This window comes from Paenibacillus sp. FSL R7-0026 (assembly GCF_038004485.1).
Taxonomy (GTDB): Bacteria; Bacillota; Bacilli; order Paenibacillales; family Paenibacillaceae; genus Paenibacillus; species Paenibacillus xylanexedens_A.
The window spans coordinates 2,999,437-3,025,534 of sequence record NZ_JBBORG010000001.1 but is presented as its reverse complement, the minus strand read 5'-3'; the positions used below and the strand labels follow the sequence as shown (position 1 = coordinate 3,025,534).

Below are 26,098 nucleotides of genomic sequence, written 5' to 3'. Positions count from 1 at the left end.
AGACTAAAGAAAAGATTACTGATAATAACAGATAACATCAGTGACCGTTCTTTAGCCTGATTTGAAGTACTACTGAGACCACGATCAGGACTGATCTTACATTTTCACGCCCCGGCGTCTCCAACCATTTGTCGTTCAATTTGTTTCATTTCATAAAAATAACCTTTTTGCTCCATCAGCTCGGAGAAGGAACCCGATTCCACAATCTTGCCTTGGTCCATGACCACAATCCGATCCATCTCTTCCAATCCCGTCAGCCGATGGCAGATCAGGAGAAATGTATCTTCGGATGCTTGTGCAAGAAGATGCTGGAGCACATGTTTCTCTGTGACGTAATCCAGCGAAGAAGTTGGTTCGTCCAGAAGCCATAACCGTCCTTTGCGCAGCATGGCCCGTGCGAGAGCCAACCGCTGCTTCTCACCGTCCGACAGGTTCTCCCCTTTTTCATACACCATGTCGGTCAACAACTTATTCGGCAGTTGGACTTTATCCAGCACAGCCGACAGTTGTTCATCTGAATGTTCTTCTTCATTCAGCAACAGGTTATCCCGGATGGTTCCCCGGAAGAAATGACTTTGCTGCAACACAACATTTGTCCTTTGCCAAATGCTCTCTTCATTCAGTTCCTGCACCAGAACATCGTTTAACCGTATCTCACCAGACGTTGGCGCACGCAACTTGAGTAATAGATCGATAATCGTTGACTTGCCTGACCCGCTCGGCCCGACAATCGCTGTTTTGGAGCCTGCTGCAAGTTGCAGGGATAGCTCCCTCAGCGCCGGTCTCCATTCCCCTTCATATTGGAAGTTAACACCGGATAGTTCAATCGAAACTGCCTGATCGGATGACACTTCACCGCTTGGCTGTACAGGTTGCACATCGGAGGTTGGCACCGTTTCCGCCAGTCGCTGAGCGGCGTGCTCGCTGTCCTGCTTATATAGAGGTAATATAGCCATTGCCGCAGCTTCTTCGAACACGGTCTGCGTGGCCAGGATCAGCATGGCGAGGAATACACCGGCAAACGCTCCATTCACAATTAAGAAGGCGCTGAGTGCTAGTACACCCCATGTAACAAGATACGTCACAAAAACGTGCATAGATTGCCCGCGCAGCAGGTGTGAAGCGGCTTGTTTCTGTTCCGTTGCCAATGCAGCGGAAGCCTGCTGAAGCTGTTGCTCACGCTGTTCCAATTGGCCGTATACTTTCAGATCCCTGAAACCATACAACACTTCGGTTACTTCCGTGGACAGCAAGGCCCGTTGCTGGCGGACACGTCCGTGTATTTTTCGCTGACCTAACAAGACAATACCTGGTACAACAAATGCCGTAATCAGCATACCTAGTACTAACAAACACGCAATCCAGATCGAAAAGGCCGAAGTGAACAGCATGGTAGCCAAAAACACCATAACGACCATGATGGGTGGATACGCGACCCGCAAAAAGTAATTTTGCAAGCTTTCCACATCACCCACGATCCGCGCAAGCAGATCCCCGCTTCGGTTTTTGTTCAATATACCTGGCGTTACCGGGATCAGTTTGGCAAAAAAGGACGTCCGCAAACGGCTCAGCATGGAGAATGTTGCTCTGTGCGAATACAAGCGTTCCCCGTAGCGACTTGCCGCTCGAAGGAAACCAAGTAGTTTGACCATGGAGGTGAGTACAATTAAGGTGTACAACGGTGGCGCGAATACCGTTTGCGATATCATATACCCACTCGCGGAAAAGAGAGCTACCCCTGCTATGCCGGCGATAAATCCGCCCAATATCGAAAGCAAGATATCCTTGCGCTCCTGAATCATCGCTTTTGACAGAATCGTCAGCTCATTCATGCTAACCCCCCTTTCCGTTGTACATCCACCATCTCCGCATATTGAGGCACGCGCGCCAGAAGCGCTTTATGATGTCCTGAATCCACCAATACCCCATTGTCCATAAACAAAATGTTGTCCGCATGTTGAATTGTATATAAACGGTGTGCCACCGTAATCATCGTTGCTGTTTTGGCTAATGACGCAATGGATTGTTGCAGTACCCGCTCAGTGTGCAGATCCAGTCCGACTGTGGGTTCATCGAATAAAATGACGGATGGTCTCTTCAGAAAAGCACGTGCCAAGGCAAGTCTTTGCTTCTCCCCACCAGACAGCCCCCGGCCACCCTCACCAACAAACGTATCCAAGCCCTGCTCCAATTGTGCAACAACGCCAGCAAGCCCTGCTTCCTCTGCCGCCTGCTCAATTTCAGCTCTGGTGACGTTCCGACCCGCGCCAATCGCGATATTTTCGGCAAATGTACCTGCAAAAATATACGGATGCTGTGTAATGTAGCTAACACGCTCGAACCATGCAGCCTCATCATGTTGCGAAATCTGGCTTCCGTTAACCAGAACCGCTCCCGAATCTGGTTTCAGCAAACCGGCAATGAGATGAAGCAACGTGGTTTTACCTGAGCCACTTTTGCCTACAATAGCGATCTGTTCTCCCGGTCCAATCGAGATCTGTCCTGTCTCAAGTCCAAAGGAATCAGGTGTGTACTGGAATCGGACATGGTCCAGTTCAATGGTTGGTGGCATTGTTATCAACTCGGCACGAGCTGTACGGAGCTCTTCCGTCTGTGCTGTTGCATCGACATTGGTTAATTCGCTTTGATCCGATCCATCTTCAGGCTCCGTTTGTGTGCTCTTGATACTTGTTTCATCAAGCATTTGTTCCACCTTACGAATGGCCCCCATACTGGTTCGCCCGCTGTGAAAAGCCGTTCCTGTATTCTTCAACAGACTGTAAAACTCGGGAACGAGTAACAACACGAGAAAGGCCGTGTGAAAGGTCATCGATTTGAAAACGAGTAACTGGATAGCCAGTTCAAGCGCAACAATACCAATGCTTAACATCACGATCGATTCCAGCATAAACGTATTTGTAAATGCAATTTTCAAAATGCCCATGGTAGCATCACGATACCCCAGACTGCTGCGTTCAATTTCCTGTTGCTGCCGTTTAGCCCGTCCGAATATTTTTAACGTAACCAGTCCCTGAAGTGAATCCAGAAATGTACCGGAAAACTCAGCCAGTTGCGCGTATTTTTCTTCTGATTTGTTCTTTGTCTTGAGCCCAACCAAGATCATGAACAGCGGGATAAATGGTGCCGTAAACAGCATAATCCAGCCTGTATTGGCGTGCTGCGTAAATGTAACAACCAGAATCAGAATCGGGATCATCGCGGCTTCCATCATACGCGGCATGTACTGACTGAAATAACTGTCGGCTTCATCCACAGCATCCAAAGCAACGCTGACCTTTCCTCCCGTCTGTCCACTCAGGGTTGAAGGCATGGAAGCGCGGGTCAGGTTCTGCAACACAGATGATCGCATATTCGTCTTGGCGCGTGCTGCCATATGCAAGCCCACTTTCCCATTACCATACGACAACAGTGAGCGTACAGCCATAACAACCAGTAATAGGACAAGCAACAGGACCACTGATGAAAAGGAAGCTTTCTCTACAAAGATTCGCTGGACTGCTTCAGCCACCAAGGTGGCCTGGCTTATTATAGCTGCACCAAGGGCCAGCGATATGATCGCAAGGAGAAGTCTGTTTTTTCGTTGTAAAGACATTTGCTGCGAGATCAGATTGGATTTGGCTCTCCTCTTCATTGAACGCTCCTCCTTTATTTTTTCCCTTTCACATAATCCGCATCAAACAGGAACAGTTTGAATACCAGAATAAGAGAAGGAATTAACAGGCATAGACCACCGATAAACACGACCACTAGGGCGAAACCCATTGCAGGTGATGTGGCGCTGCTCTGAATGGTGATGTATGGATCGAGAATGTAAGGATATTGCCCAATCCCGTAAGCGAAAAAGGCTGTGAAAAATTGCAGCATGATACTTATAAAAGCTAATCCATAACGTCGTCCGTTATATAACAGCCACATGGCAATCATGAAAAACGCAACGGAAAGCGCCAGCAGCCACCATAAATCCATCATGTTTTGAAAATGACGCTCATTGTGTTGACCCAAATATATAAATGCAGTCAGCGCGAGAATAATGGTAGGTGTGCTCCAGAACAAAGCATAGTTCCGCATGAGCTTCAATGCCGAATGGTCCTCTGCGCGAGAAGCGTAAAATGTGAGAAATGATCCGCTAATGAACAATACGGACACGATGGCTAGACCAACGATGCTCCACGATAATGGATTCGTAAATAGTGCCCAGTAATCCAGGGAAACGGTATCGCCTTGTTTCAAAATAAAGCCACCTTCAGACAATGTCAGTGCCACTGACAATGACGCCGGAATAAGCAACCCTGTAGCCCCGTATAAAAACAAATACACGATACTTTTTTTGGAACCATAATTTTCGAAAGCATAGAACGACCCACGAATGGCAAGTAAAATGACGGCTATACTTCCCGGAACAAGCAGCGCGGAGCCATAATAGTAAGCAGTATCCGGGAAAAATCCAACGATGCCAATATAGAAAAAGACAAAAAATACATTGGTGATCTCCCAGACCGGTGATAGATAGCGGGAGATCAGACGATTAATCAGGTGATCCTGCTTTGTCAGGCGTGCATAAAAGGCGAAGAAACCTGCTCCAAAATCAATGGAAGCTACAATAAGATAGCCGTACAAGAACAGCCAGAGTACGGATATACCAATCAATTCATAACTCATCAGGCCTGATCCCCTTTCTTGGCTGATTGCTCATGCTTCTCTTTCAACCATTTCTCCATCTCAAGCTCAGCAGGATTATTATTGAACAGACGTCTCAATACGAGAACACAGATGACGCCGAGCACGATGTATAGAAGCAAGAAGACGAAAAATAAAATTCTTACACTCGGTGAAGAAGTAGCGGCCTCTTCCACTCGCATATAACCTCGGATGATCCATGGCTGCCGTCCGATCTCTGCATAGAACCAGCCCATTTCAACAGCCAGAAAAGCAAGCGGTGCACTAAGTGCAACCATACGAAGCATCCACTTGTTAAACTGATTTCGTTTCCTCCAGAATACAAACAGGAAGTACAGACTTGATATAGCAAGCAGAGCGAATCCAATTCCAGCCATTAGATCAAACAAATAATGCACAAGTAAGGGCGGGTGTTCATCTGGTGGAAATTCATTCAGCCCGGTTACCTCGGCGTTAAAGTCTCCAAAGGCAAGGAAACTGAGCAGTTTCGGTAAATGAAGAGCGCCTATAATTTCATGTTCCGCATTCAGCCATCCCAAAAAAATCAAATCCGCGCCGCTTTCCGTCTCGAAATGCCACTCGGCAGCTGCGAGCTTCTCCGGCTGATGCTCAGCCAAAAACTTGGCAGACACATCTCCAGCTAAAGAATTTAACAAACTGAATACCAGCACAACGGCCATCATGAGATTCAAGCCTTTTTTGTGGTAGGCTGACACTCCTTTTCTCAGCATCGCAAAGGCTGCTATTCCTGCTAGCAGAGCAGCTCCTGTCAGATAGGCCGAGCTTAATACATGGAACACTTTGGAGAACGTCGCCGTATTCAGCATCGCTTGCACGGGGTTCACTGCCATGAATTGACCTGCTTCCATGACAAAACCTTCAGGCTGGTTCATGAATCCGTTCACTGTTGTAATAAAAACAGCAGACATGCCTGCCCCGGCGACAATCGGAATAGTCAGCAACCAGTGGATATACGGATTTTTGAACCGATCCCACGTATACAGGTAAATGCCCAGGAATATCGCTTCAAAAAAGAACGCGAATACTTCCATAAATAGTGGCAGTGCAATGACATTCCCGGCCAACTTCATAAAATTCGGCCATACCAGGGCCAACTGTAGTGAGATTGCTGTGCCTGTCACGACACCAACCGCGACAGAAATGACAAACCCTCTGGACCACCTCTTTGCCATAAGTATGTAATGGTGATCCTTCTTCCGAATGCCGATGAACTCTGCAATAGCAATCATCAAAGGTACGCCGACACCAAGCGTTGCAAAAATCACGTGGAACCCGAGCGTCAAACCAGTCACTAGCCTGCTCCATAAAACCGTATCAATAGCCATTCTTTGTGTTGCCTCCTTTCAAACTCTGTTCAATTTAGAAACATTCAATATCAGATTTGGCCAAGCTCAATGCAGAGTTGCGAAAAATTTCACAAAGTTAGGTATGACGATATCTTGCCACACCTATAATGCGTTTACTCCTGTAGGCCCACGATAATAACAATCATTGGATGCCTATTAAAATCTGATATTGATGCACTTAAAGTACTAACGAAACCTATTAATCAAAATTATTATATCTTTATTTTTACCTAATTCAATCAAAGACACGTCTTCTACCCTAAACGTTCAAGAAAGGATCAACTCTTTCTGACAACTTGGTGAAAAACAAAAAATACACCCAATGGAGCTATTGATTCATTGGGTGTAAACGTGTTATTGCACGGAAGATTCTCTATTTCACTTTCTCCGGACTCACCGCACCTGCCTCGCGACGTACGCTCATGATGATCAGTGATGCAGCTAATACCGTAAGGATGATTCCAAGCATCTGAAATCCTGTCACATTGAATGTATCCCCCATAACAATTCCAATCAATAACGACGATAAAATGGTCCCCAGGTAGCGTGATGTATTAAAAATACCCGATGCGACTCCAATCATTTCTTTGGGTGTGCTTTTGAACAGTGCTGCTTGCATGCCGACCGCGTTTAGGCCGTTACTTATTCCAAATAAAGCTAAGGCAACAATGACTATGAAGATTGGAGAAGTTTCATTCATAACAACGATTAATATAGATCCAAATGTCATTAAAGAAGCGGATACGATCAGAGCTGGCCGTGATCCTGATCTGTCAATCCAGCGCCCTGCGATCGGAGCAATAATGACTGAGCATAACCCCAAAGCAAGCATACTCATTCCTGTATGAACTTCGTTGAGATGACGTACCTGCTTCAAATACGTAGGAACTCCAAAAAAAAGTGCATAAAACAGGATGTTAACCAGCATGTATTGCACATTCACCCAAGTCATCTCGGGATATGAGGCAAACGTTCGCAGAGGGATAAAAGGCGTGGCTGCTTTTAATTCATGTCGGATGAACATGACGAGTGCGATTAATCCGATCTCTCCTAACAGCAGATGCCATGTTGAAATATCTCCTGTGGAATTTACTGAAAGTAAACCGATGAGTAGAGTCACCAAAGCTACCGTAAACATCAGGATACCTGGTGCGTCAATTAACGCAAGCCATTGCCGAATGGACATGTGACCAGAGATAGACGAAGATTGCTCGTCCTTCGGGATTGTTTTCCAAGCGAACCAAAAGCTTGCCAAGACAAACGGAATATTAACGAAGAATATGCTGTGCCAGTCCCACCAATGAATCAAAACTCCACCAATAAAAGGTCCAATTGCAGCCGCTCCAGAAAGGAATATAGCCAAGGTGGACAAGGCGGAAGCTTGTTTTTCAGTCACGTTAATTCTAACAATCGCCATTCCGACGGCCACCATCATGCTTGTGCCAATCGATTGAACAATCCGGAATACGATGAGCCACGAAAAACTGGGAGACCATGGTGCAAGCATGGACGATACAAAAACAATAACAAGACCCATGAGGAAGATCTTCCTGCGGCCAAACAAATCACTACACTTGCCCATGACGGGTTGAGCGACAGCACTGGCAATATAAAATGATAAAATAATCCACGAAACGGCTGTAAAATTAAGTTGATACACTTGTTGCAATCTTGAAATAGCCACAGAAATCATGGAGGAATTCAACGGATTCAACATAATTCCGAGTCCAACAGCTAACATCAATCCTTTGTTTCGAACGTTCATTGGTGCACCTCTCTCTCTTCTGCTGTTATCTTACTTGAACGTGTTCATTTATTCCAACGCATTATATGTTATGATTTGATGAACTAGAAGGAATGAAGGAATGGTGCAAATGGAGCTTCTTCAACTAAAATATTTCCTGACGGTGGCACGATGCGAACATGTTACGGAAGCTGCGGGAAAGCTGCATGTCACGCAATCCTCCCTGAGCAAAACGATACAACGATTAGAGGACGACCTGGGAGTCCCTTTATTTGATCGAATCGGGAGAAAGCTGCGACTAAACGACTTTGGAAGAACATTTCTTCAGCGAACTGAAAAAGCCTTATTTGAATTGGAACAAGGAAAACGGGAAATCGCTGACCTCTCCAACCCGGATCAGGGTACACTGCAATTGGCGGTGACTACGGCAAGCACATTGCCCGGCATACTGCGGGAATTCCGGAAAAACAAGCCAGATATTCAGTTCCATGTGCAAATGGTTTCGTTAGAAAACATGTCCAGACTTCTACATCGGGGCGAGGTGGACTTTTGTCTGGCCTCCCCTCCGATTCAAGGTGACGATATCGAATGTCAGATACTATATGACGATCCGATTGTAGTCGCTGTTCCTATGGGTCATCGATATGCAGACCGAAGCAGCATTCAATTAACCGAGCTTAAGGACGAGTGGTTTGTTGGGGTGAAGCAAGGGTATGGGGTTCGTGATATGGTAGATTCCGTATGTCAATCCGCTGGTTTCCTACCGAAGTATGTATATGAAGGTGATGAGCCTGCAAGATTAACAGCCCTTGTGGAGGCAGAGATCGGTCTCGCGTTTATACCTAGCACAGCCAGAAACCCGCATGAGCGTATTAGATATCTTCAGGTAGAGGAACATCAACTCGTTCGGGAAATCGCTCTACTTTCGCACAAAAACAGGTATATTTCCAAAGCCGCTTTAGAGTTTCGCAGCGTGGTTATGGACTATTTCAATGCTATGCCACGAGCATAAATTCAATCCAGAGGAGTGCATTCGAACATCTGAAGTTCCACCGCATAGAAGCTCATATTAATGTGGATAACACCCCTTCCATGAAACTGGCAGAGAGTGTTGGTATGGAATTCGAATGTCTACGTAAAGGGTTTATACACGAAAATAATGAATGGACGGATCACTTGGTGTATTACAAGAATTCTATTTAAAAAGTTCATACAACTCACTCTAAAACAAGGGAACTCCATATCAAGAAGTTCCCTGTTTTCTATGTTTGTTGAATATTCTTCTTTTTGCGATGAAGGGTTACTACTCCCAAACTTACTGCTGAAATCCATAATAGGATTATTGCATTACTTGAGACTAATGATTGCACTGTATCTAGTTGCAATAATTGCGTAATTAACCTTCCTTCATACGGTGAAAGTGTGGCTCCCAAGTTATACGCGATCAGAACAATGGTGGTACCTAACTTTGCCATTTTGGCGATTTGTTGTGCAAAAGTATGCAATAAATAGGGCATTATACAGCGGAATGAAAACCCGATGATCATTGAGCAAACGGTAGTAAGAATAATACTTTGCGAGATCGTCGTAACGAACATCGAGCTTCCAAGTAACAGAATCGATAATGGAACGATATAGTTACCGAGTGTTTTGTATACTTTCCCAAAAGAAAAGCCGGCAACAAAAGCTCCCAAACCTATAAATGCAATCATGTTGCTTCCATTTGTCGCAGTTCCGATATTTTTTTCCAAAATCAAAGGAGTAATCTGTAAATTATAATTGATGAAAATAGCTACTATTACAAATAATAAGAGACCATAGCCAATCATGACTTGAAGGGCTTTTTTATTATTAGTGTGGCTTGGATTCGTTGTGGCCTCTTCTCTTCTATTAAGCTCTTTTTTATCAGAAGGAACGAAAATCAGGAATGCAATGAAAATAGGAAGTGCCAGGGCGTAGACATAAAATGATGTGTGCCAGCCCATTTTCAATAGTTGACCAACGAGTAGTGTTAGACAAATGCCTCCTAATCCCTCAAAGGCACTTTCTAAGCCAATTACGGTTGCTTGTTTACCTGGATTTTTATGATACATATCACTGATCATCTGAATGATGAGCCGGTTAAATAAACCTACACCTAACCCAAACAAACAGCGAGAAATGAACAGCAACGAAAAAAGGTCATGATACAATGCAGGGAATACTCCCGCAATGAGAACAAGTCCTAATCCAGTTAGTATAGTTGCTTTCTTCCCAATAAGAAGTTCAAGTCGATTAGCAATTAACACACCAAGAATGACAAATAATGAAGGTATGGTCGTTAATAATCCTACATGTGTTACCGATATCTCTGGAAAATCATTGGTTATCGCAGGAATGTTAGCGGCAATCACTGGACCTGAAGAAATTAATAACGCAACGGACAATAACGAATATGTTCTAAGCTTCTCCATGGATATTATAAAAAACCAACTCCTAACTGTTTGTATTTGCTCCATATGGCCGATAGTTAGCCTTGATGCTGCGATAAATGGATAAAGCAGTAACGCATAAGTCGATGACTTCATACGTTACTGCTCAGTCGATTAGAGTTCTTTGCCGTTACTTTGAATAACTTTTTTGAACCATTCAAAGGATTTTTTCTTGCTGCGTTTCAACGTACCATTTCCAGCGTCATCTTTGTCGACATGTATGAAACCGTATCGTTTACTCATCTCTCCAGAACTTGAGCTTACTAGATCAATGCAACCCCAGGACGTGTAACCCAACAACTCTACGCCATCTTCTTCCACTGCTGTTATGAAAGCTTGGATGTGTTGACGCAAATACTCGATTCTATAATCATCCGCAATATATCCCGTCTCATCAGGAGTATCTATCGCTCCTAAGCCATTTTCAACGATGAATAGTGGCTTTTGATATCGGTCATACAAGGAGTTCATTGTAATTCTGAGACCTTCAGGATCGATTTGCCATCCCCATTCACTTGTTTTCAAATGAGGATTGCGCAGTGTCGGAAACAGGTTAGCTGCCGTTTGTGTGTTTACTTCCGGGTCTGCACTGGTTAATCGTGAACCATAATAACTGAACGAAACGAAATCAACCGTATTATTTTTCAAACATTCCTCGTCCCCGTCTTCCATGGCTAAATTAATATTCATTCGTTCTAACATTTTCTTGGCATAGTTTGGGTATTCTCCTCGGGATTGTACATCGACGAAGAAGTAGTGCTCGCGATCTCTTGTCATGGCTTTCCAGACATCATCTGGTGCACATGTATACGGGTAAGTGTTGGCACCTGCTAACATACAGCCAATCTTAATTTCCGGGTTAATTCTACGCGCAATTTCAGTTGCTTTTGCACTTGCGATCAATTGATGATGAGCCGCCTGATACTTCACAGCATCCTCATTCTCACCTTCTTCAAACACTAGGCCTGAGCTGCCAAAAGGTAGATGCAACAGCATGTTAATTTCATTAAAGGTAAGCCAATACTTCACTTTATCTTTATAACGGGTGAAGATCGTTTCACACAGTCTCTCATAATAATCCACCATTTTTCGACTTCTCCACGATCCAATAGTTTTCACCAAATGAATAGGGACATCAAAATGGGTAATGGTGACTAACGGCTCAATGCCATACTTCAAACATTCGTCAAATACATTTTCATAGAATTTCAAACCCTCTTCGTTGGGTAACTCGTCATCTCCATTAGGGTAGATCCGAGTCCATGCCAAAGATAAACGGAAACACGTAAAGCCCATTTCTGCAAGTAAAGCAATGTCTTCTTTATAGCGATGATAAAAATCAATAGCCTCATGACTCGGATAAAAATGCTCTTGATCACACTCCAACATTTTTAACTGTCCTCGCATGACAGGAACACGATCTTTCCCTGCCGGGATTACATCAACTGTGGATAGTCCCTTGTTGCCTTCTGCATATCCACCTTCACATTGGTTAGCAGCAACTGCCCCACCCCACAAAAAGTCTTTTCTTAAAGTCATTAAAACACACTCCTAACCTGTAGTTTTGTTAAGCTTTGACAACCAACAATGTATTGTTAAAATCAATATTTTGGGGACTAGTCTCTGCGATCACATCCGAGTAACTATACGAATTGGTTACAATAACGGGCGTTTGAGTGACGTATCCTTCTTGTCTGATTTTGTCCAGATCAAAAGTCAGCAAGGTCTGTCCTTTTGTGATTCTCTGACCTTCTTCAACAAAAGCCTCAAAATATTTTCCGTTCAGCTTAACCGTATTTAAGCCGACATGAATAAGAATTTCGACTCCTTCATCGGATAATAGTCCAATAGCATGTTTCTTAGGAAATAGGGACACAATCATGCCATCAAATGGAGCAATGACTTTCCCCTCGCTAGGTTCAATAGCAATTCCTTTACCCATTGCCTCTGAGGCAAACGCTGCATCTTGTACATCCTGAAGTTGAATAAGCTGACCTTTAAGTGGCGTTGCAATAACAGAATCTTTAATTGTAATGACTTCATCCGCAACCCCACTCCCTTCGTTCGCATTTGAAACAGTGTTGTTCTGTGAAGGTGCGTCTTTTTCATATTTCAAACTGAGCAAATAGGTAAGCACAGCAGTTACGACAGTTGTTATAACAAGTGCGATCAAAATGTTATATAGATTCCAGATATTTTCACCAATGTACAGAGGAATCGCCGGGATTCCTGAAGCGCCTGTTGCGTAACGGGAAACATCCATTAGCCCTGCAAATAGTCCCCCACTGGCAGCTCCAATCATACCCGCGACAAGTGGGTATCTCTTCGGTAAATTTACGCCGTAAAGAGCTGGTTCCGTGATTCCCATCAACGCGGTGATCCCACTGGAAGCAGAAATTTGTTTTAATGCTTTATCCTTGGTTCTCATCCCTACAACTAATGCCGCAACACCTTGACCTATACAATTGATCATCGCTCCAGGACCGAGGATATTCTCATAACCTGATGTGGTGATTTGAGCAATGGATAGAGGAACAATATTATGGTGCAGCCCAAACATAACCAGTATTGGCCAGAAGGTTGCAACCAGGAAAATAACCAGCCAGCTACCATGTGCGGCCAAGAAGTCAAAGCCCATCGCTAAATACGTTCCGAAAAATGACCCCAGTGGTCCCAACACGGTTAAGGCAAGAATTCCCGTTACTAAAATAGTGCACATGGGAACAAAAATAACTTTCACTGCATTCGGAATGATCCTTTTAAACAACGATTCAATATATGATTGTGACCAAACTATTAAGAGAATTGGAACTACAGAAGAACTATAAGATACAAGAGTTAGCGGGATTCCAAAAACACTTACGTCAGACCCATCCAAACGCAATTGTGTCAAGTTGGGATGGAGTAAAACACCGGCTAAAACGAGTGCTAAGACGGGACTGCATTTTAGTTTGTTTGCAGCTGAAAACGCCAGCAAGAATGGTAAAAAGTAGAAAATAGCATCTGACATAAGACTTACGACATAGTAGGTTTGGGAATCTTTTGAAATCCAGTTGAACAAAATAAGTAGAGCGAGTAATGCCTTGATCATACCAGCCCCAGCTATAGCAGGGACAATCGGACTAAATGTCCCCGAGACGAAATCGATTAATTTCCCCAAAATACTAACTTTCTTAACATCAGTTGGTTCACCCGATGAACTCGCGTTAGGTTGAAGATGCTTGATCACTTCTTTGTAAACGTCTTCAACATGTGTGCCGATGACGACTTGAAATTGTCCGCCGCTCTCAACCGCATCAATAACACCGTCAAACGATTTAAGCGCTTTTTGATCTGCTTTATTAGTATCATTCAGTGCAAATCTAAGCCTAGTCATACAGTGAGTCAGAGTGGATACATTCTCACTACCGCCCACTTTCTCTACAATATCTTGAGCCAACTTCTCGTATTTCTTGCTCATCCAATAATGCCCCCTCTTGTTGTTGCCATCTAAATGAATGAGACCAAAAGCGCTCTAAATAACTTCTCTTTGCAATAAAAAAAGCTATTTATCTGAAATACATAAAGGCTGCATTCATTACACCTTTAAAATATCATCTGATAAACAGCTATAGCCAATACCTATAATTCATACTTTATTATGCCTGAAAGGCATGCCTGATATGTTCCAAAAAACGTACCTCCGTTTGACTGAATACTTTATGTTTTTTCCAGACAATCACTGTTGGAAACTGAAGTTCCGGTTGAAAAGGTCTGAAGCATAATGTGTCAGACTGCTTCATTGCAAGCGCACCCTCAATACAGATGGCCGTCCCTAACCCCTCCTCTACGAGGTTAAGTATGTTAGATATTAAATTATAGGTCGCAACAAAGTTTAAATGTGCATACTCATCGGCAAACCAGCTTGCAATCTCATTCTGTACGACAGATCGGCTGGATATGAGCAGAGGCACTCCGGCTAAATCGGTTGAAGTGACATATTCTTTCTGGGCAAGAGGTGATGAGGTCTTCATAAGGACTCCCCAGCGTTCCTTCTGGGGCAGTCTGATGAAATCGTATTTCTCAATGTGAATGGGCTCTAACAAAATGCCCACATCGAGCAGTCCTTTATCGATTCGCTCCTTTATATCATCCCCCGTTCCACTATAGATGTGATATTTAACCTGCGGATACTCCATATTGAAGTCTTTTAATAATTGTAAAATAACATTGGACGTTAATGATTCAACACTCCCGATCGATATGGTTCCTCCAACCAGGTTGTTCTGATCTTTAAACTCTTTCTCTGTTTTATCCGCAAGTGTGAGAATTTCTTCTGCTCTTTGACGTAGAAGCATGCCTGCATCTGTAAGTGTTATTTTACTTTTACCGCGTATAAACAATTGAGTTTCTAAATTTTTTTCCAGATCAGCCAACTGTCTGCTTAACGTTGGCTGTGTCACATGTAAGATCGTTGCAGCATGTGTGATATTTTCTACTCGAGCTACTGTCAAAAAATATCGAAGTACTCTTAACTCCATAATTCCTCCTGATTTACGTTCATTTAAGTGTCTACTGAATCATTCATTTCTTTACTATACCTTCCTGTTAACCAGAAGAAGACAGTTGATTGGGATAATCAACTGTCTGTTGCTTCAAATAAAGAAGATTATTTCTCTGGAATGATTTCATTAACGCAGGCTAAAGCATTTAGTGTTCGAGGAAATCCCATGTAGGGAAGGCAGTGAGTTAGAGCGGTGATCATGGTTTCTTTATTATTGCCAACATTGATGTTACCCTGAACGTGTGCTTTGACTTGACTATCCGCACCTCCGAGTGCACTTAGTATACAAAGAGTAAGCAGCTCTCGTATTTTCAGATCCAGACCACCGCGGGTATAGAAGTCACCAAAGCAAAATGCTGAAAGATAGTCCTGGATATGCTTCTGATTTGACGGGGCATTTTCCCGGTTTTTCTCAATAATATCGCCAAAAATCTCTTTTTGAATACCAAGTCCTTTGTCAAAGCGATTATCTTCTTCAACCCGTTTTTGACTTTCAAGAGGCAGTGCAACATTTCGCTCTTTGAACACTTCATTCATTTCCGATATGGCATTTAAGGTTTTGGGGAATCCCAAATAAGGTGCGCATTGATAGATTGCTTCTTGGATCTCCGTTGGAGTCAACCCAACATTTAGCGCTGCACGAGTATGTGCTTTGAGCTGTGGCAACGTTTGATTAGTAGCCAGTACGACCAAAGTAATAAGCTCACGTTGCTTATCGTCAAGAGTACCTTGATCAAAAATTTCACCAAATATGAAGCGACTTAATATGTCCTGTAACTCAGGATCAGTAGCATATGCCGCTGGAACTCCCTCGCCGAATAGTCTTTTATATGTTTCCTGGCTCTTTTCGATTCGATTCATATTCATCTAACCTCCTGTTTCTTTTTAGTTAAAACTAGGTGTACCCATTTTACATTGAAAGGGGAAAGAATCCATATCCTATTCATATCATTTTATTGCCTAATCCTATCAAATGATTGTTTGTTGATGAAAAAAGCGAACAAAGCACTTGCGTGCCCTGTTCGCTCTTCTTCGTGCAGCCATGTTACTGTGCCTTACTCGCCCAAGCTGTCCCAGAATGATTGGAACGCGCCTTTCTCCACTTCCAGGAATGCCGGAACATTACCATAACGAACCAGAGCTTCTTCACCAAACAGAACCAGTGGGACCTGCGTTTTGTCTTCCAGCGTGAGATAGATGATCTTGCGATCTTCCTTGCCGTAGAGGTTCTCTTCCAACTCCGGGCTCGTTGCGATCGGTTTGGCAGCATTTAGCGATGAGATAAAGCTGTCCAGTGCTTCATCCGCTGCTAACGGTTGAAGCTGCTGCAATCCATTGTTCCAGCTGTTAAACGTCTCCCATTGCGCCGAGGCGATGTTGCCTTCGAGATGAAGCTTGCCGATCAGGTCGGCACCAGTACCAATGGTGATCCCGTTGTTCTTGTCGAATAACTGAGCATACACCTGACCATCGATCTCGGTGTAAGACATGATGCGGAAATCCTTGTCGTAGCCATTGACCGCATAGATGTCTGCTTCGCCAATGTTGGAAGCAAGCTCCGTATATTTATCCTGGCCGCTCAGCTCATCAATGCCGCCAGTGGTGGTACCCAGTTTATCCCCCCGCAGGCTGAGTGCATTTGCACCTTCAAGCAATGTTGGGGACTGTGTATATACGCTTCCTCCATATACAACCAGTTGCATCATATCAGCCATCGCGCCTTTGCCCTGTGAACTCGGCAACTCCATCTTCGGAATCACGATCGGATCAAACGATGCTCCTGGAGTCACCGCTGCCACCTGTGGTGTTGGTGCGGCTGGTCCACTGAATTGTTGCCATACACTTGGCGCAGCCAATCCAATGCTGGCAGCGATAACAACACTTGCTGCAATGTATAGTGGTTTACGTTGACGTTTTGGTCCTTGATGTTGCGTGTTTAAGGATTGCTCTACCCGTTTTTTCATTTGCTCGTTTGTTTTCATATGATCCACCGCTTTCTTGTAGTTTTGTTTGAATTGTTCTTCGTTCATTACAGTTCCTCTCCTTCCAGCTCCAGTTTTAACAGCTGTCTTCCTCGTTTTAATCTCATTTTCACTGCTGATTCGCTAATCTCCAGGATCTCGCTGATTTCTCGGATCGGATAATCTTCGTAATAATACAGATGAACCACCGATCTATACTTGACGGGCAGTGACAGCACAAGTTCGATCAGCGCGTGATCTTCAGGGTTGTCTGTTGTAAGAGGATCGACACCCTCCAGCTTGACCTCCCGTTTGCGCCAGCCTCTGCCTAATAAGGATTTGCAATGATTGGTGATGACCCGAATCAACCATGCTTTTTGATGCTCCGCATCGTTGAACGTAGGGGCTTTTTCTATTAGTTTGATGAAGGTATCCTGAGTGGCTTCCTCCGCGTCTTCTCGTCTGCCGAGGTGCACCATGGCAATCCGGAACAGCGTATCCGCGTATGTCTCATAGACTTTCATCACATGATCGCCCAGCTGGGGCACTGATCGCTGCATGGTTGTTATGCCCTCCTTTATACCTCTAACACTCTTACGGACGGCATTTGGTCACATTTTGTTTTAGGATTTTTTTACTGGTCCATTTCATTCAAAATGCAAAAAAAGAAAGCAGCTCCATGAAAAGGAGTTGCTTTCTTCATCTTTGTCTTTATTTTCATATAAAATGCATATCGTTTCACCGATTAGAATTTCTTCTGTAAAAGCTCGATATTGTCTTCCAAACTGCTATCCAAGCTTACGCCTACCTTCTGCAGTTTGTTTTGGTAATATGTCTTCACATCATCCCATTTATAGTACGGATAGGTCTTTGTTTCAATCGGGAACGCAATTTCTTCTTCATTCCTAAGCATCTTTACAAGAACATCCTTACCATTGGAATACAGAATCCATTGGATATTTGCTCCCATCGGTGAGATAACCGAGCCATTCCAGTTTTGAGTTACGTCCTGCGGTTTGTCGATACTCACATTAGCTCCAGCGATATCCAGGAATGAAGATAGTGGAATGATGGTTTCTGCGTGAGCAAAACGAAATATACCAGCTGTGTCTTTCTGTTGAATGGACTGTTCAGTTGACGCGATTAACTCTTTGACCAGAGGTGCAATGATATTCTGCGGCAAATCCGTTGACGTTAAAGATGGACCTTTTTCATAGAAATCATTGATATTGTCAATGCTCTCGTACCATTTCAACTGATTAGCCGTGAAATACCGCCCGAATTCGAAGTCACCTTCTCCTTTAATATTCGAAGATATGATGTAGAGTTCGTATAAATTAGAAGCAGCCTCGGTTGGGTTGCTGAGCTTCACTTTTCCCTTCTCATCTTTCAGTTCAAACTCTCCAGAGTTCAGCCGTTGATAGAAGTCTTCAGAGAAAAATTGCAGAAGGACCTCTTTTGCATAAAGCGTTCCAGTGCTCTGTGTGACATAATCCTCGTATAACTTAACCCAGTCTCCATCTTCTACGTACTCATTATACTTTGTCGCTAGGTCGTAGGGCCGTAGATAGGGGTCTTTCCCTTCTTCAAAAGCTGAAGTCAGAATGTCTACCTTGTTATCTCCCAAGCTTTCCTTTAACCCGTCAATAAACTGATCTCTGCTCTGCGGCGTTCGATCTTTGAAGGTTGCTTGTGCAATCACTTTTTTATCCGATGTAAATAGTTCTTTGAAATTCTGCCCAACTCTGGCCCCTATTCCTTTCAATTCTTCCCCACCCGTAGTGGATAACAATCCATAATGATCTTTTTCAACCTTCATCAGATTGCCAATTTCCTTCTTCAGCTCTTTGCCCAGATTAGTGATCTGCCCGTCCTTTTCAGCGATGTCGAGCAGTTCAAATAACGTCTTGTCGTACTTGGAACTGGATAGATGTCTGGAACCATGTCTCCCTATGTAGTTAATAAATATGGGTTCATATCCAATAGGAGCTTTTGTGTAACTTGTTTCCTTAAAAGGATATGGCGTTTTGGTACCGCGGTATCCCTGCTGATCGTTAATTTTAGCTCCAACAAATACCGATTGGGTGTTGTTATCCCAGTCTACCTCTTGCCCCAAGGCTTCACCAATCGCTCTTGCAGGTACATAAGTGACCCCATTGTAGAGAAATGATTCGCCTTCCACCCTTTGACCGTTCACGACCACATTAGCCGATTGTTCAGAAACTTCGATCATGCGTTTGGAGCCTGCGCCATATACGTCAAACACACTTACAGACGTTAAGATGGCGAGTGATGCTACTGAAATCCCGATTTTTTTGATCATCATAATGAATAGTTATCTCCTTATTCCGCCTGATATTGGTTTATTTTCGCTCATCATACTATAGGTGTGAAGTGTCTGCGCCGTATCCATCCTATGTTAATTCATTGTAAAAGAGTACATATAAATATTGACGTAAAGTCTCATACGACAAAAAGAGCCGCTCCTTAGCGACTCTGAATCAGTATAATAGGCTATCTTGCTCCGAGACACATGAACAGCATAGTTATCACATGTCTCGCATTATCATAGCGCCCTGTATATTTTTATATCTATCCCTGACTCCGTCGGATGACCTTCTCCAATAAGTGTCTCACGGTTCAAGAAGGATAAGGCTTTGCTGTCTGTAATCATTTTGGGGGACGTACGAAATAAAGCAGTTTTCAGCGTTTTATCAATATTTCCGTTGTTTTCGATATAAATTTTGCAGGAATGCCCTGAGTTGTCGGTTCCTTGGAGCATGTATCTTGCCGATAACGTATGCGGGTCACCATTCTTCCCGATGACCTGCGTATCCACTCCTCCACCCAACACAATTCCTTCAAAGTACTTTCCGGTTACGCTGCCTGTAAAAGTAATCATGACAACCGAATCATCTTCGCTATTCTGTAAATCAAATGATTTCTCAATGTTCACATGTACCGTAAACAATTCCTCTAATTTCACGTGTTCCCACCTCCATATGGATTCAATTATAACTCTACTCACTAAAAAAAAGATTTACATCTTTCCTTTAAATCATTTAAAATGGTTTACACAATGTAAAGGTTAACAAGTTGTAAATGAAGGGGTTAATGACGTACATGAGTACATTACCAAATTCAGTTCGCTTTCCACTGTTCATTCTGATGTTAAATCTGTTTATCGCTTTATTGGGGCAAGGGATGCTCATTCCCATATTGCCGGAGTATTTGAAGCTTTTTCATGCGGGAGGCACAGTAGCAGGATTTTTAGTTGCAGCCTTCGGTGCCGCTCAATTCTTCTTTTCACCTCTCGGGGGACAACTGTCTGATCGATTTGGACGCAAAAAGTTGATCATTGCGGGTATGTTTCTGTCTGTCATTTCAGATATCATATTTGCGTTGTCGACTTCATTGCCGTTCCTCTATGTCGCACGGTTTATCGGTGGAATCAGTCTTGGTTTAATGGTTCCCGCGAACCTTGCTTATGTCGCCGATATTACAACGCCAGAGACACGTGCAAAAGGCATGGGCTATTTCGGTGCAGCTATGAATTTGGGGATGGTTCTCGGACCTGGTCTGGGCGGTCTCATCGCCGAGATGGGCATTCGCATGCCCTACTTTTTCGCAGCGGGTCTGGGACTGATTGCGGCCCTAATGACGCTGCTATTGCCTGAGACACTTCCACCGGAGAAAAGAACGGTCTCCATCCGTCTTCAAAAAGGAGATCACTTGGGCAAGAAAATCTGGAGTTCTTTTAAAGTCCCCTATTTCAAATACTTGATTGTGTTGCTTGTCATGACCTTTGGTCTCATGAGTTATGAGACGGTATTCGCTCTTTTTGCAGAGCAAAAATACGAATTCGACGCTGCAACAATCTCCATCATTATTACCTTGGGCGCGATTATCGGTATCATTGTGCAGATCTGGCTTTTGGATTGGTTCGTACAGAGAATCGGTGAAGTTAAGTTGATCCGTCTCTCCTTAATAATCACACCCATAGCTTTATTGTTAATGTTAATTAAGGTCAACCTTGTGTTTCTGTTGTTCGCTTCTGCGTTATTCTTTGCATTCAATTCGTTTTTGCGACCTTCGGTCAGCACGTTAATATCCAAAAATGCAGGAGATCGGCAAGGTTATGCATCCGGTCTGAATACTACATTTTCCAGTCTCGGAACAGTGATTGGCCCGCTGATCGCAGGGCTATTGTTTGACAAAAACATAAACTTCCCGTATATTTTTGGTGCAATTATGCTACTCGCTTCTCTCGGACTGACCTTGAACGCATTTCGTTCGAAGAAAGGACAATTGTATACAAGTGAATGAAAACTGGCATCAACAATTGGGAAATAAACATCGTGATGATTTGATTGCAGCAGGTAAGGAGCTTTTTTTGAAATATGGATTGCTCCAGGTGAAGATTAAGGATGTATGTACGAAAGCTGAACTTAGTAGAGTGACCTTTTATAAACATTTTCAGTCTATGGATGAGCTTCTTCTAGCCATTCAGATGCAACTGATCGAACATTTAACGGATGAGGTTAGCAGTGCTTCAACGAAGGACTTGAATGGACGAGAACAACTCACGGTTATGTTGAATGCATGGGTTGTTTATGCCCAGAATCATCCAGACTACATCCGGTTTATTCAATTATTTGATATCAACTATGAGATGTATGATTTTAGTCCTGAATTAAGAGAAGAGTATGATAAGTTCAACCAGAACGGGAAAGAAAATCATTTCCTGATGGACGCTTTATCCCAAGGCGTTGTTGACGGCAGTATTAAGAATCCATCTCCTCCGCTGGATCTGGCTCAGTTTATCTTCACAACGATGATGGGCATGCTCCAGCGCATGGTAACTATTCGTGCTGCTCATGATAATTCATTGGATATGCGAATGACGGGGCAATTTGTGAAAATGCTGCTTCATTTTTTGTGTAGCGAAGAAATACCCGAGTGATGGCATGGTAGATGGATTGATAAAACAAAAGTTTGAAATAAAAAACGGATTCCGTATGCTGGAATCCGTTTTTTCTTCATTAATTAAGCGTTAATCCGTTAGTACGGGAAACTTTCCTCCAGCTTTCAGTTGACCAAGCAATACTTTGATCCCGGCAGACGTATTTGGCTCCTGCTTTCCATACACAGCAAGCCCTGAGCGCACGTTCTGCAGATAGAGCATCTCGTAAGGGTTACCTAGTGACAATAGCGTGTATCGCTGATTACTCTTGTTCATCGCATTAATCAAGGTTTGATACTCACTCCAACCGAACTGGCTGGCCACGTTACGGAATTGGTAAGAAGCAAGAATGACATAATTCGCCTTGCCAATTGCCTGAAGTGTTTCATTCATGTTACCTTGTCCAACAAGTGATATTTCAGTCTTTAACGACAGGTTATTAGCGGCTTGCAACAGTTGTCTTTCAAGCTGTTTCGCCTGTTCCTGCTCAGCTGCGACAATAACAACCCGGTCGCCTTGCTTCATTGGATCAGGAAGCACACCTTCGCGACTGCTGAGTACAGTGACCGCTCGCTCTGCGATTGTCTGCTCCACTGCACGGTGTGCCTTCGATCCGATGATACCGTTAAGCTGAGTTAGCTTTTGCGCGAGGGTTTGGCTGTGTTCAAACAAACCATATTTCGCTTTCATCTCCAAGATTCGTTTCACGGATGCATGTATGGTTTCATCCTTGATCGTTCCATTGTTCACTGCGTTCACCAGTGTTTGATGGGCCGCTGCTGAATCTTTTGGCATTAGGATGATATCAACCCCTGCGGAAACGGCGCGTTCTACCGATTGGTTCTCCCCAAAATGCTCCGCAATTGCATTCATGGTAAAGGCATCCGACACGATGAGTCCTTCATATCCCAGCTCCCCTCGCAGCAGTCCGGTCAGTACCTTTTTCGATAAGGTGGCAGGAATCGGTACACTTTCACCGTCTTTGAGCGAAGTGACATGTTCGTTGTCTATGGCAGGAAAAGCAATATGTGCGGTCATAATCATCTCTACACCATTTTTGATTGCAGCCCGAAACGGTTTTAATTCTACTGCATCAAGCCGCTCTCGGTTATGGGCAAGCACAGGCATACCAAGATGGGAATCTACCGTTGTATCTCCATGTCCCGGAAAATGCTTAACTGCCGCCATCACTCCTGATTGCTGTAGCCCTTTTATCGTTGCGAGACCAAGCCGCGTCACCAAATCCGCATCCGAGCCAAACGACCGTATACCAATGATGGGGTTATCTGGATTGCTGTTGATGTCCAGCACTGGCGCAAAATTAATCTGTATTCCCAATGCCTTCAGTTCCTCCCCAGTCAGCTGACCGGCTGCTTCGGCTAGTGTTGCATCTCCAGTTGCGCCAAGCGCCATTTGACCTGGCAGGTTCGTACCGCCTGGTATTCGCTTAATAACGCCTCCTTCTTGGTCGATGCTAAGAAATAGAGGAATGTCACCAGCTTCTCTTTGTATATCATGTGTGAACGTTGTAAGCTGCGTCACGTCTGCAATATTTTTGTCAAATAGAATGAGTCCGCCCAAGTCCTGATCATGGATAGTGCGCTTCAGCCCCTCATTGACGGTCGTTGTCGCTTTATTATTCCATTGCCTAATGTCGGGCATAAGCATCTGACCAACTTGCTCACTTACCGTCATATAGGATATCAGCTTGTCCCAATCTTGTGTCCGAATGGCCGCTTCACGTTCGAAGCGAATTACTCTCGCCATAAATACGGCATATTCAGCGCGCGTGACAGCTTGATTCGGACGGAAAGTGGCATCCGAATAACCGCCGACCAAGCCGTTTGAACTCATAATAAGAATCGGGGCTGCTGCCCAATGCATGTCCGTATCTGTCCATTTTGCGGGGTTCTTACCTTCCGCGAGTGCATATGCCCGTGTAAGGAAGGCCGCAGTCTCTGCGCGGCTAAGCGGTGCGTCCGGACGGAAAGTTCCGTTAGGAAAACCGCTCGCAAGTCCATTTTTAGCAGCTATCATGATTTCTCGATGGAAAGGGTGTGTAGTAGGAACATCTGAATAAGTTGTGCCTTCCACTGCTCTTTGAAGCTGATCTGGATAAAGCTCGCGCACCATAAAAGTGACGGCTTGTGCCCTTGTCACAAGTGCCTTAGGCTTGAAAATGCCATTGCCATATCCGGCTATTGTTCCCCGTTTCGCCATATACGTGATGCCATCTTCTGCCCACTTTGAATGTTTGAGATCAACAAACGTTTCTTCCGCAGCTGCCGTTCCCACCCCAATAAGCATAGAGCCGACAACAGCACCAATAATCGTCATCCATTTTACATGCATTGGTTTCACTCCTGTTGTATTCTATGGATGAATAGACGTTACTACGGTATAGTTTGTTGCGTTTTCATTAATTCAATGAAGTTGTATGCAAGTCATGACTATCCCTTCACGCCACCAATCGTCATGCCCTGAACAAAGTATTTCTGTAAGAACGGATACACCATCAGAATAGGAACACTTGCAATAATGGTCATGGTCGCTCGAATCGAGGTTGGTGTGACCGCCGTTGCATTGCTTTCGGCAGATTGATAAGCATCACTTGCTGATGAAGTCGCTGAGGTTGTCGAAGTTTGAAGAATCTTCATCAACTCATATTGCAATGTGCTTAATTCTTTATTGGAAGAGTTGTACAGGAATACATCGAACCAGGAATTCCATTGTCCCACAGCTACAAAGAGTGATACGGTTGCCATTGCGGGAATCGTTAGCGGCAGGACAACGCGGATAAATGTCGTGAACTCCCCTGCCCCGTCAATACGGGCTGACTCCAGAATGCCTTCAGGAAGACCTTCAATAAATGAACGGATGACGATCATATTGAAGACACCGATTACACCCGGAATGATATATACCCAGAAGGAACCGATCAATCCAAGGTCTCGAATCAGCAGATAACCGGGGATCAACCCCCCGCTGAAGTACATGGTGAATACAAAAAACATCGTAACAAACTTGCGAAGCACAAATTCCTGACGACTAACCGTATACGCGAGCATGGCTGTACAGAAGACGGACACCACGGTTCCAATGATCGTACGCAGCGCCGAGATCAGAGTTGCGTGATAAATATCGGATTCGCCAAAAATGTATTTGTAGTTGTCCAGTGTCCATACACGAGGCCATAGATATATTCCACCCCGAATGGCATCATTTGCATTATTGAAAGATACGGCAATCATATTAACAAAGGGATAGATCGTCACAATCATCAGACATACCATGAAGATGATGTTAAAAGTGTCAAACGCTCGATCCCCGGTGCTGCTATTCCGCAAGCGGGATGTGTTTCCTTTACGCATGGCATAGGCCTCCTTTTAGAATAGTCTGCTCTCTCCCATTTTTTTCGCTATATAGTTCGCTGAGAAAAGGAAGATGAAGCTGACCACCGTTTTGAATATGCCAGCTGCTGTACCTAAGGAAAAGTTCCCCATCCCTAATCCATATTTCAGTACAAAGATGTCCAGATTCTCCGAATAGTCCATATTCATCCCGTTACCCAGCAGATATTGCGGTTCGAATCCGGATTCAAGAATACTTCCCATGTTCATGATCAACAAGATCACAATAACCGGTTTCAAGCCAGGCAGGGTGATATATAACATCCGTTTGAAGCGACTGGCTCCATCAATCTCGGCAGCCTCATATTGCGCCGGATCAATTGCCGTAATCGCTGCCAGATAGATAATGGTGTTCCAACCGACATCTTTCCAGACCTCAGTTGCCCCCAGAATACCCCAAAAGTATTCTCCTTTCCCCATCCATAGTACCGGACTGTCAATCAGGTGAAGCTTCATCAGCAGCAGATTGATAATACCATCTGGTGACAGGACGGTTAATACAATGCTGGATGCAACAACCCACGAGATAAAGTGAGGCAGATAACTGACGGTTTGCACAAAACGTTTAAATATGACATTTTTCAGCTCATTCAACAAGAGAGCCAGCGTAATTGCTGTCACAAATCCCAACACCAGTTTAATGGAACTCATAACGAGTGTATTTCGCAGCACCCGGTAGAAGGTATTGTCTTCAAATAACGTACTAAAATGTTGCCAACCTACCCATTGCTGATCCGAGAAGGACCTTGCCGGTTTGAAATTCTGAAAAGCCATGGTCCATCCCCATAACGGCAGGTACTTGAAGATAAAAGCCCAGATGACAAAAGGAATACACATCCAGGCAAGCGTTCGTTGCTGCACAAGTCGCTTAAAGAACGAGTGTGCTCTGGTTCCCTTCGGACTCGAGGCCGGAGGCATCGAGTTAAGGGAGACATTAGGTT

20 protein-coding genes and 1 pseudogene are annotated in these 26,098 nt (G+C 44.1%); 4 read left to right on the top strand and 17 right to left on the bottom strand.

The features are described 5' to 3' along the window. Positions 1–104: 104 nt before the first annotated feature. The 5 genes from cydC to MKY44_RS13605 form a co-directional block, all read right to left on the bottom strand. Positions 105–1,832 carry a thiol reductant ABC exporter subunit CydC gene (gene cydC, locus MKY44_RS13625; RefSeq protein ID WP_341007481.1) on the bottom strand — a complete coding sequence of 576 codons (1,728 nt, stop codon included), beginning with the start codon at positions 1,830–1,832 and terminating at the stop codon, positions 105–107. After that, complete coding sequence (gene cydD, locus MKY44_RS13620) at positions 1,829–3,652, bottom strand: thiol reductant ABC exporter subunit CydD (protein WP_341007480.1); 1,824 nt, start codon at positions 3,650–3,652, stop codon at positions 1,829–1,831. The genes cydC and cydD overlap by 4 nt, the downstream gene beginning before the upstream one ends. A gap of 14 nt (positions 3,653–3,666) precedes the next feature. Then, positions 3,667–4,680, bottom strand: a complete 1,014-nt coding sequence (locus MKY44_RS13615; RefSeq protein ID WP_341007479.1) for a cytochrome d ubiquinol oxidase subunit II — start codon at positions 4,678–4,680, stop codon at positions 3,667–3,669. After that, entirely contained in the window at positions 4,680–6,044 is a 1,365-nt protein-coding gene (locus MKY44_RS13610) for a cytochrome ubiquinol oxidase subunit I (RefSeq protein ID WP_341007478.1), read from the bottom strand. The genes MKY44_RS13615 and MKY44_RS13610 overlap by 1 nt, the downstream gene beginning before the upstream one ends. Positions 6,045–6,438: 394 nt before the next feature. Further along, positions 6,439–7,830 (bottom strand): MFS transporter, encoded by a 1,392-nt coding sequence (locus MKY44_RS13605; protein ID WP_341007477.1) that lies wholly within the window; start codon positions 7,828–7,830, stop codon positions 6,439–6,441. 109 nt (positions 7,831–7,939) lie between these two features. On the opposite strand from MKY44_RS13605, the gene MKY44_RS13600 reads away from it, so the two are divergent. Together MKY44_RS13600 and MKY44_RS13595 are read left to right on the top strand one after the other, a co-directional pair. Next, positions 7,940–8,821 carry a LysR family transcriptional regulator gene (locus MKY44_RS13600; RefSeq protein ID WP_341009849.1) on the top strand — a complete coding sequence of 294 codons (882 nt, stop codon included), beginning with the start codon at positions 7,940–7,942 and terminating at the stop codon, positions 8,819–8,821. A gap of 17 nt (positions 8,822–8,838) precedes the next feature. Further along, positions 8,839–9,012: pseudogene (locus tag MKY44_RS13595) on the top strand (GNAT family N-acetyltransferase); the annotation flags it as partial. Between the two features lie 59 nt (positions 9,013–9,071). Here the strand turns inward: MKY44_RS13595 and MKY44_RS13590 are convergent. The 9 genes from MKY44_RS13590 to MKY44_RS13550 form a co-directional block, all read right to left on the bottom strand. Beyond that, a complete protein-coding gene (locus MKY44_RS13590) occupies positions 9,072–10,376 on the bottom strand; it encodes an MFS transporter (RefSeq protein ID WP_341007476.1) in 1,305 nt (434 codons plus the stop codon). A gap of 18 nt (positions 10,377–10,394) precedes the next feature. Beyond that, positions 10,395–11,819 (bottom strand): 6-phospho-beta-glucosidase, encoded by a 1,425-nt coding sequence (locus MKY44_RS13585; RefSeq protein ID WP_341007475.1) that lies wholly within the window; start codon positions 11,817–11,819, stop codon positions 10,395–10,397. A 28-nt stretch (positions 11,820–11,847) separates the two neighbouring features. After that, on the bottom strand, positions 11,848–13,740 hold the full coding sequence (locus tag MKY44_RS13580) for a beta-glucoside-specific PTS transporter subunit IIABC (RefSeq protein WP_341007474.1): 1,893 nt from the start codon (positions 13,738–13,740) through the stop codon (positions 11,848–11,850). Between the two features lie 178 nt (positions 13,741–13,918). Further along, positions 13,919–14,800 carry a LysR family transcriptional regulator gene (locus MKY44_RS13575; RefSeq protein ID WP_036615799.1) on the bottom strand — a complete coding sequence of 294 codons (882 nt, stop codon included), beginning with the start codon at positions 14,798–14,800 and terminating at the stop codon, positions 13,919–13,921. A gap of 128 nt (positions 14,801–14,928) precedes the next feature. Continuing rightward, positions 14,929–15,684, bottom strand: coding sequence for a carboxymuconolactone decarboxylase family protein (locus MKY44_RS13570; RefSeq protein ID WP_076327583.1), 756 nt, complete (start codon positions 15,682–15,684; stop codon positions 14,929–14,931). A 194-nt stretch (positions 15,685–15,878) separates the two neighbouring features. Beyond that, positions 15,879–16,853, bottom strand: coding sequence for a hypothetical protein (locus MKY44_RS13565; RefSeq protein WP_341007473.1), 975 nt, complete (start codon positions 16,851–16,853; stop codon positions 15,879–15,881). Then, the gene (locus tag MKY44_RS13560) at positions 16,853–17,344 is read right to left on the bottom strand and encodes an RNA polymerase sigma factor (RefSeq protein WP_036615805.1); all 492 of its coding nucleotides are present in this window, start codon (positions 17,342–17,344) and stop codon (positions 16,853–16,855) included. Before MKY44_RS13560 ends, MKY44_RS13565 begins: the two co-directional genes overlap by 1 nt. A gap of 185 nt (positions 17,345–17,529) precedes the next feature. Next, positions 17,530–19,110, bottom strand: a complete 1,581-nt coding sequence (locus tag MKY44_RS13555; RefSeq protein WP_341007472.1) for a histidine-type phosphatase — start codon at positions 19,108–19,110, stop codon at positions 17,530–17,532. A gap of 240 nt (positions 19,111–19,350) precedes the next feature. Continuing rightward, positions 19,351–19,770, bottom strand: coding sequence for a DUF3237 domain-containing protein (locus MKY44_RS13550; protein ID WP_341007471.1), 420 nt, complete (start codon positions 19,768–19,770; stop codon positions 19,351–19,353). 137 nt (positions 19,771–19,907) lie between these two features. Here MKY44_RS13550 and MKY44_RS13545 point away from each other — a divergent pair, with 137 nt between their 5' ends. Continuing rightward, positions 19,908–21,110: an MFS transporter gene (locus tag MKY44_RS13545; protein WP_341007470.1), complete on the top strand. Its 1,203-nt coding sequence runs from the start codon at positions 19,908–19,910 to the stop codon at positions 21,108–21,110. Then, the gene (locus MKY44_RS13540; RefSeq protein WP_341007468.1) at positions 21,103–21,747 is read left to right on the top strand and encodes a TetR/AcrR family transcriptional regulator; all 645 of its coding nucleotides are present in this window, start codon (positions 21,103–21,105) and stop codon (positions 21,745–21,747) included. The genes MKY44_RS13545 and MKY44_RS13540 overlap by 8 nt, the downstream gene beginning before the upstream one ends. 90 nt (positions 21,748–21,837) lie before the next feature. Here MKY44_RS13540 and MKY44_RS13535 read toward each other — a convergent pair whose 3' ends face one another. The 3 genes from MKY44_RS13535 to MKY44_RS13525 form a co-directional block, all read right to left on the bottom strand. After that, entirely contained in the window at positions 21,838–24,099 is a 2,262-nt protein-coding gene (locus MKY44_RS13535) for a glycoside hydrolase family 3 N-terminal domain-containing protein (RefSeq protein WP_341007467.1), read from the bottom strand. Between the two features lie 98 nt (positions 24,100–24,197). Then, positions 24,198–25,118 carry a carbohydrate ABC transporter permease gene (locus MKY44_RS13530; RefSeq protein ID WP_036615816.1) on the bottom strand — a complete coding sequence of 307 codons (921 nt, stop codon included), beginning with the start codon at positions 25,116–25,118 and terminating at the stop codon, positions 24,198–24,200. 15 nt (positions 25,119–25,133) lie between these two features. Then, positions 25,134–26,075 carry an ABC transporter permease gene (locus MKY44_RS13525; RefSeq protein ID WP_047844314.1) on the bottom strand — a complete coding sequence of 314 codons (942 nt, stop codon included), beginning with the start codon at positions 26,073–26,075 and terminating at the stop codon, positions 25,134–25,136. Positions 26,076–26,098: the final 23 nt, after the last annotated feature.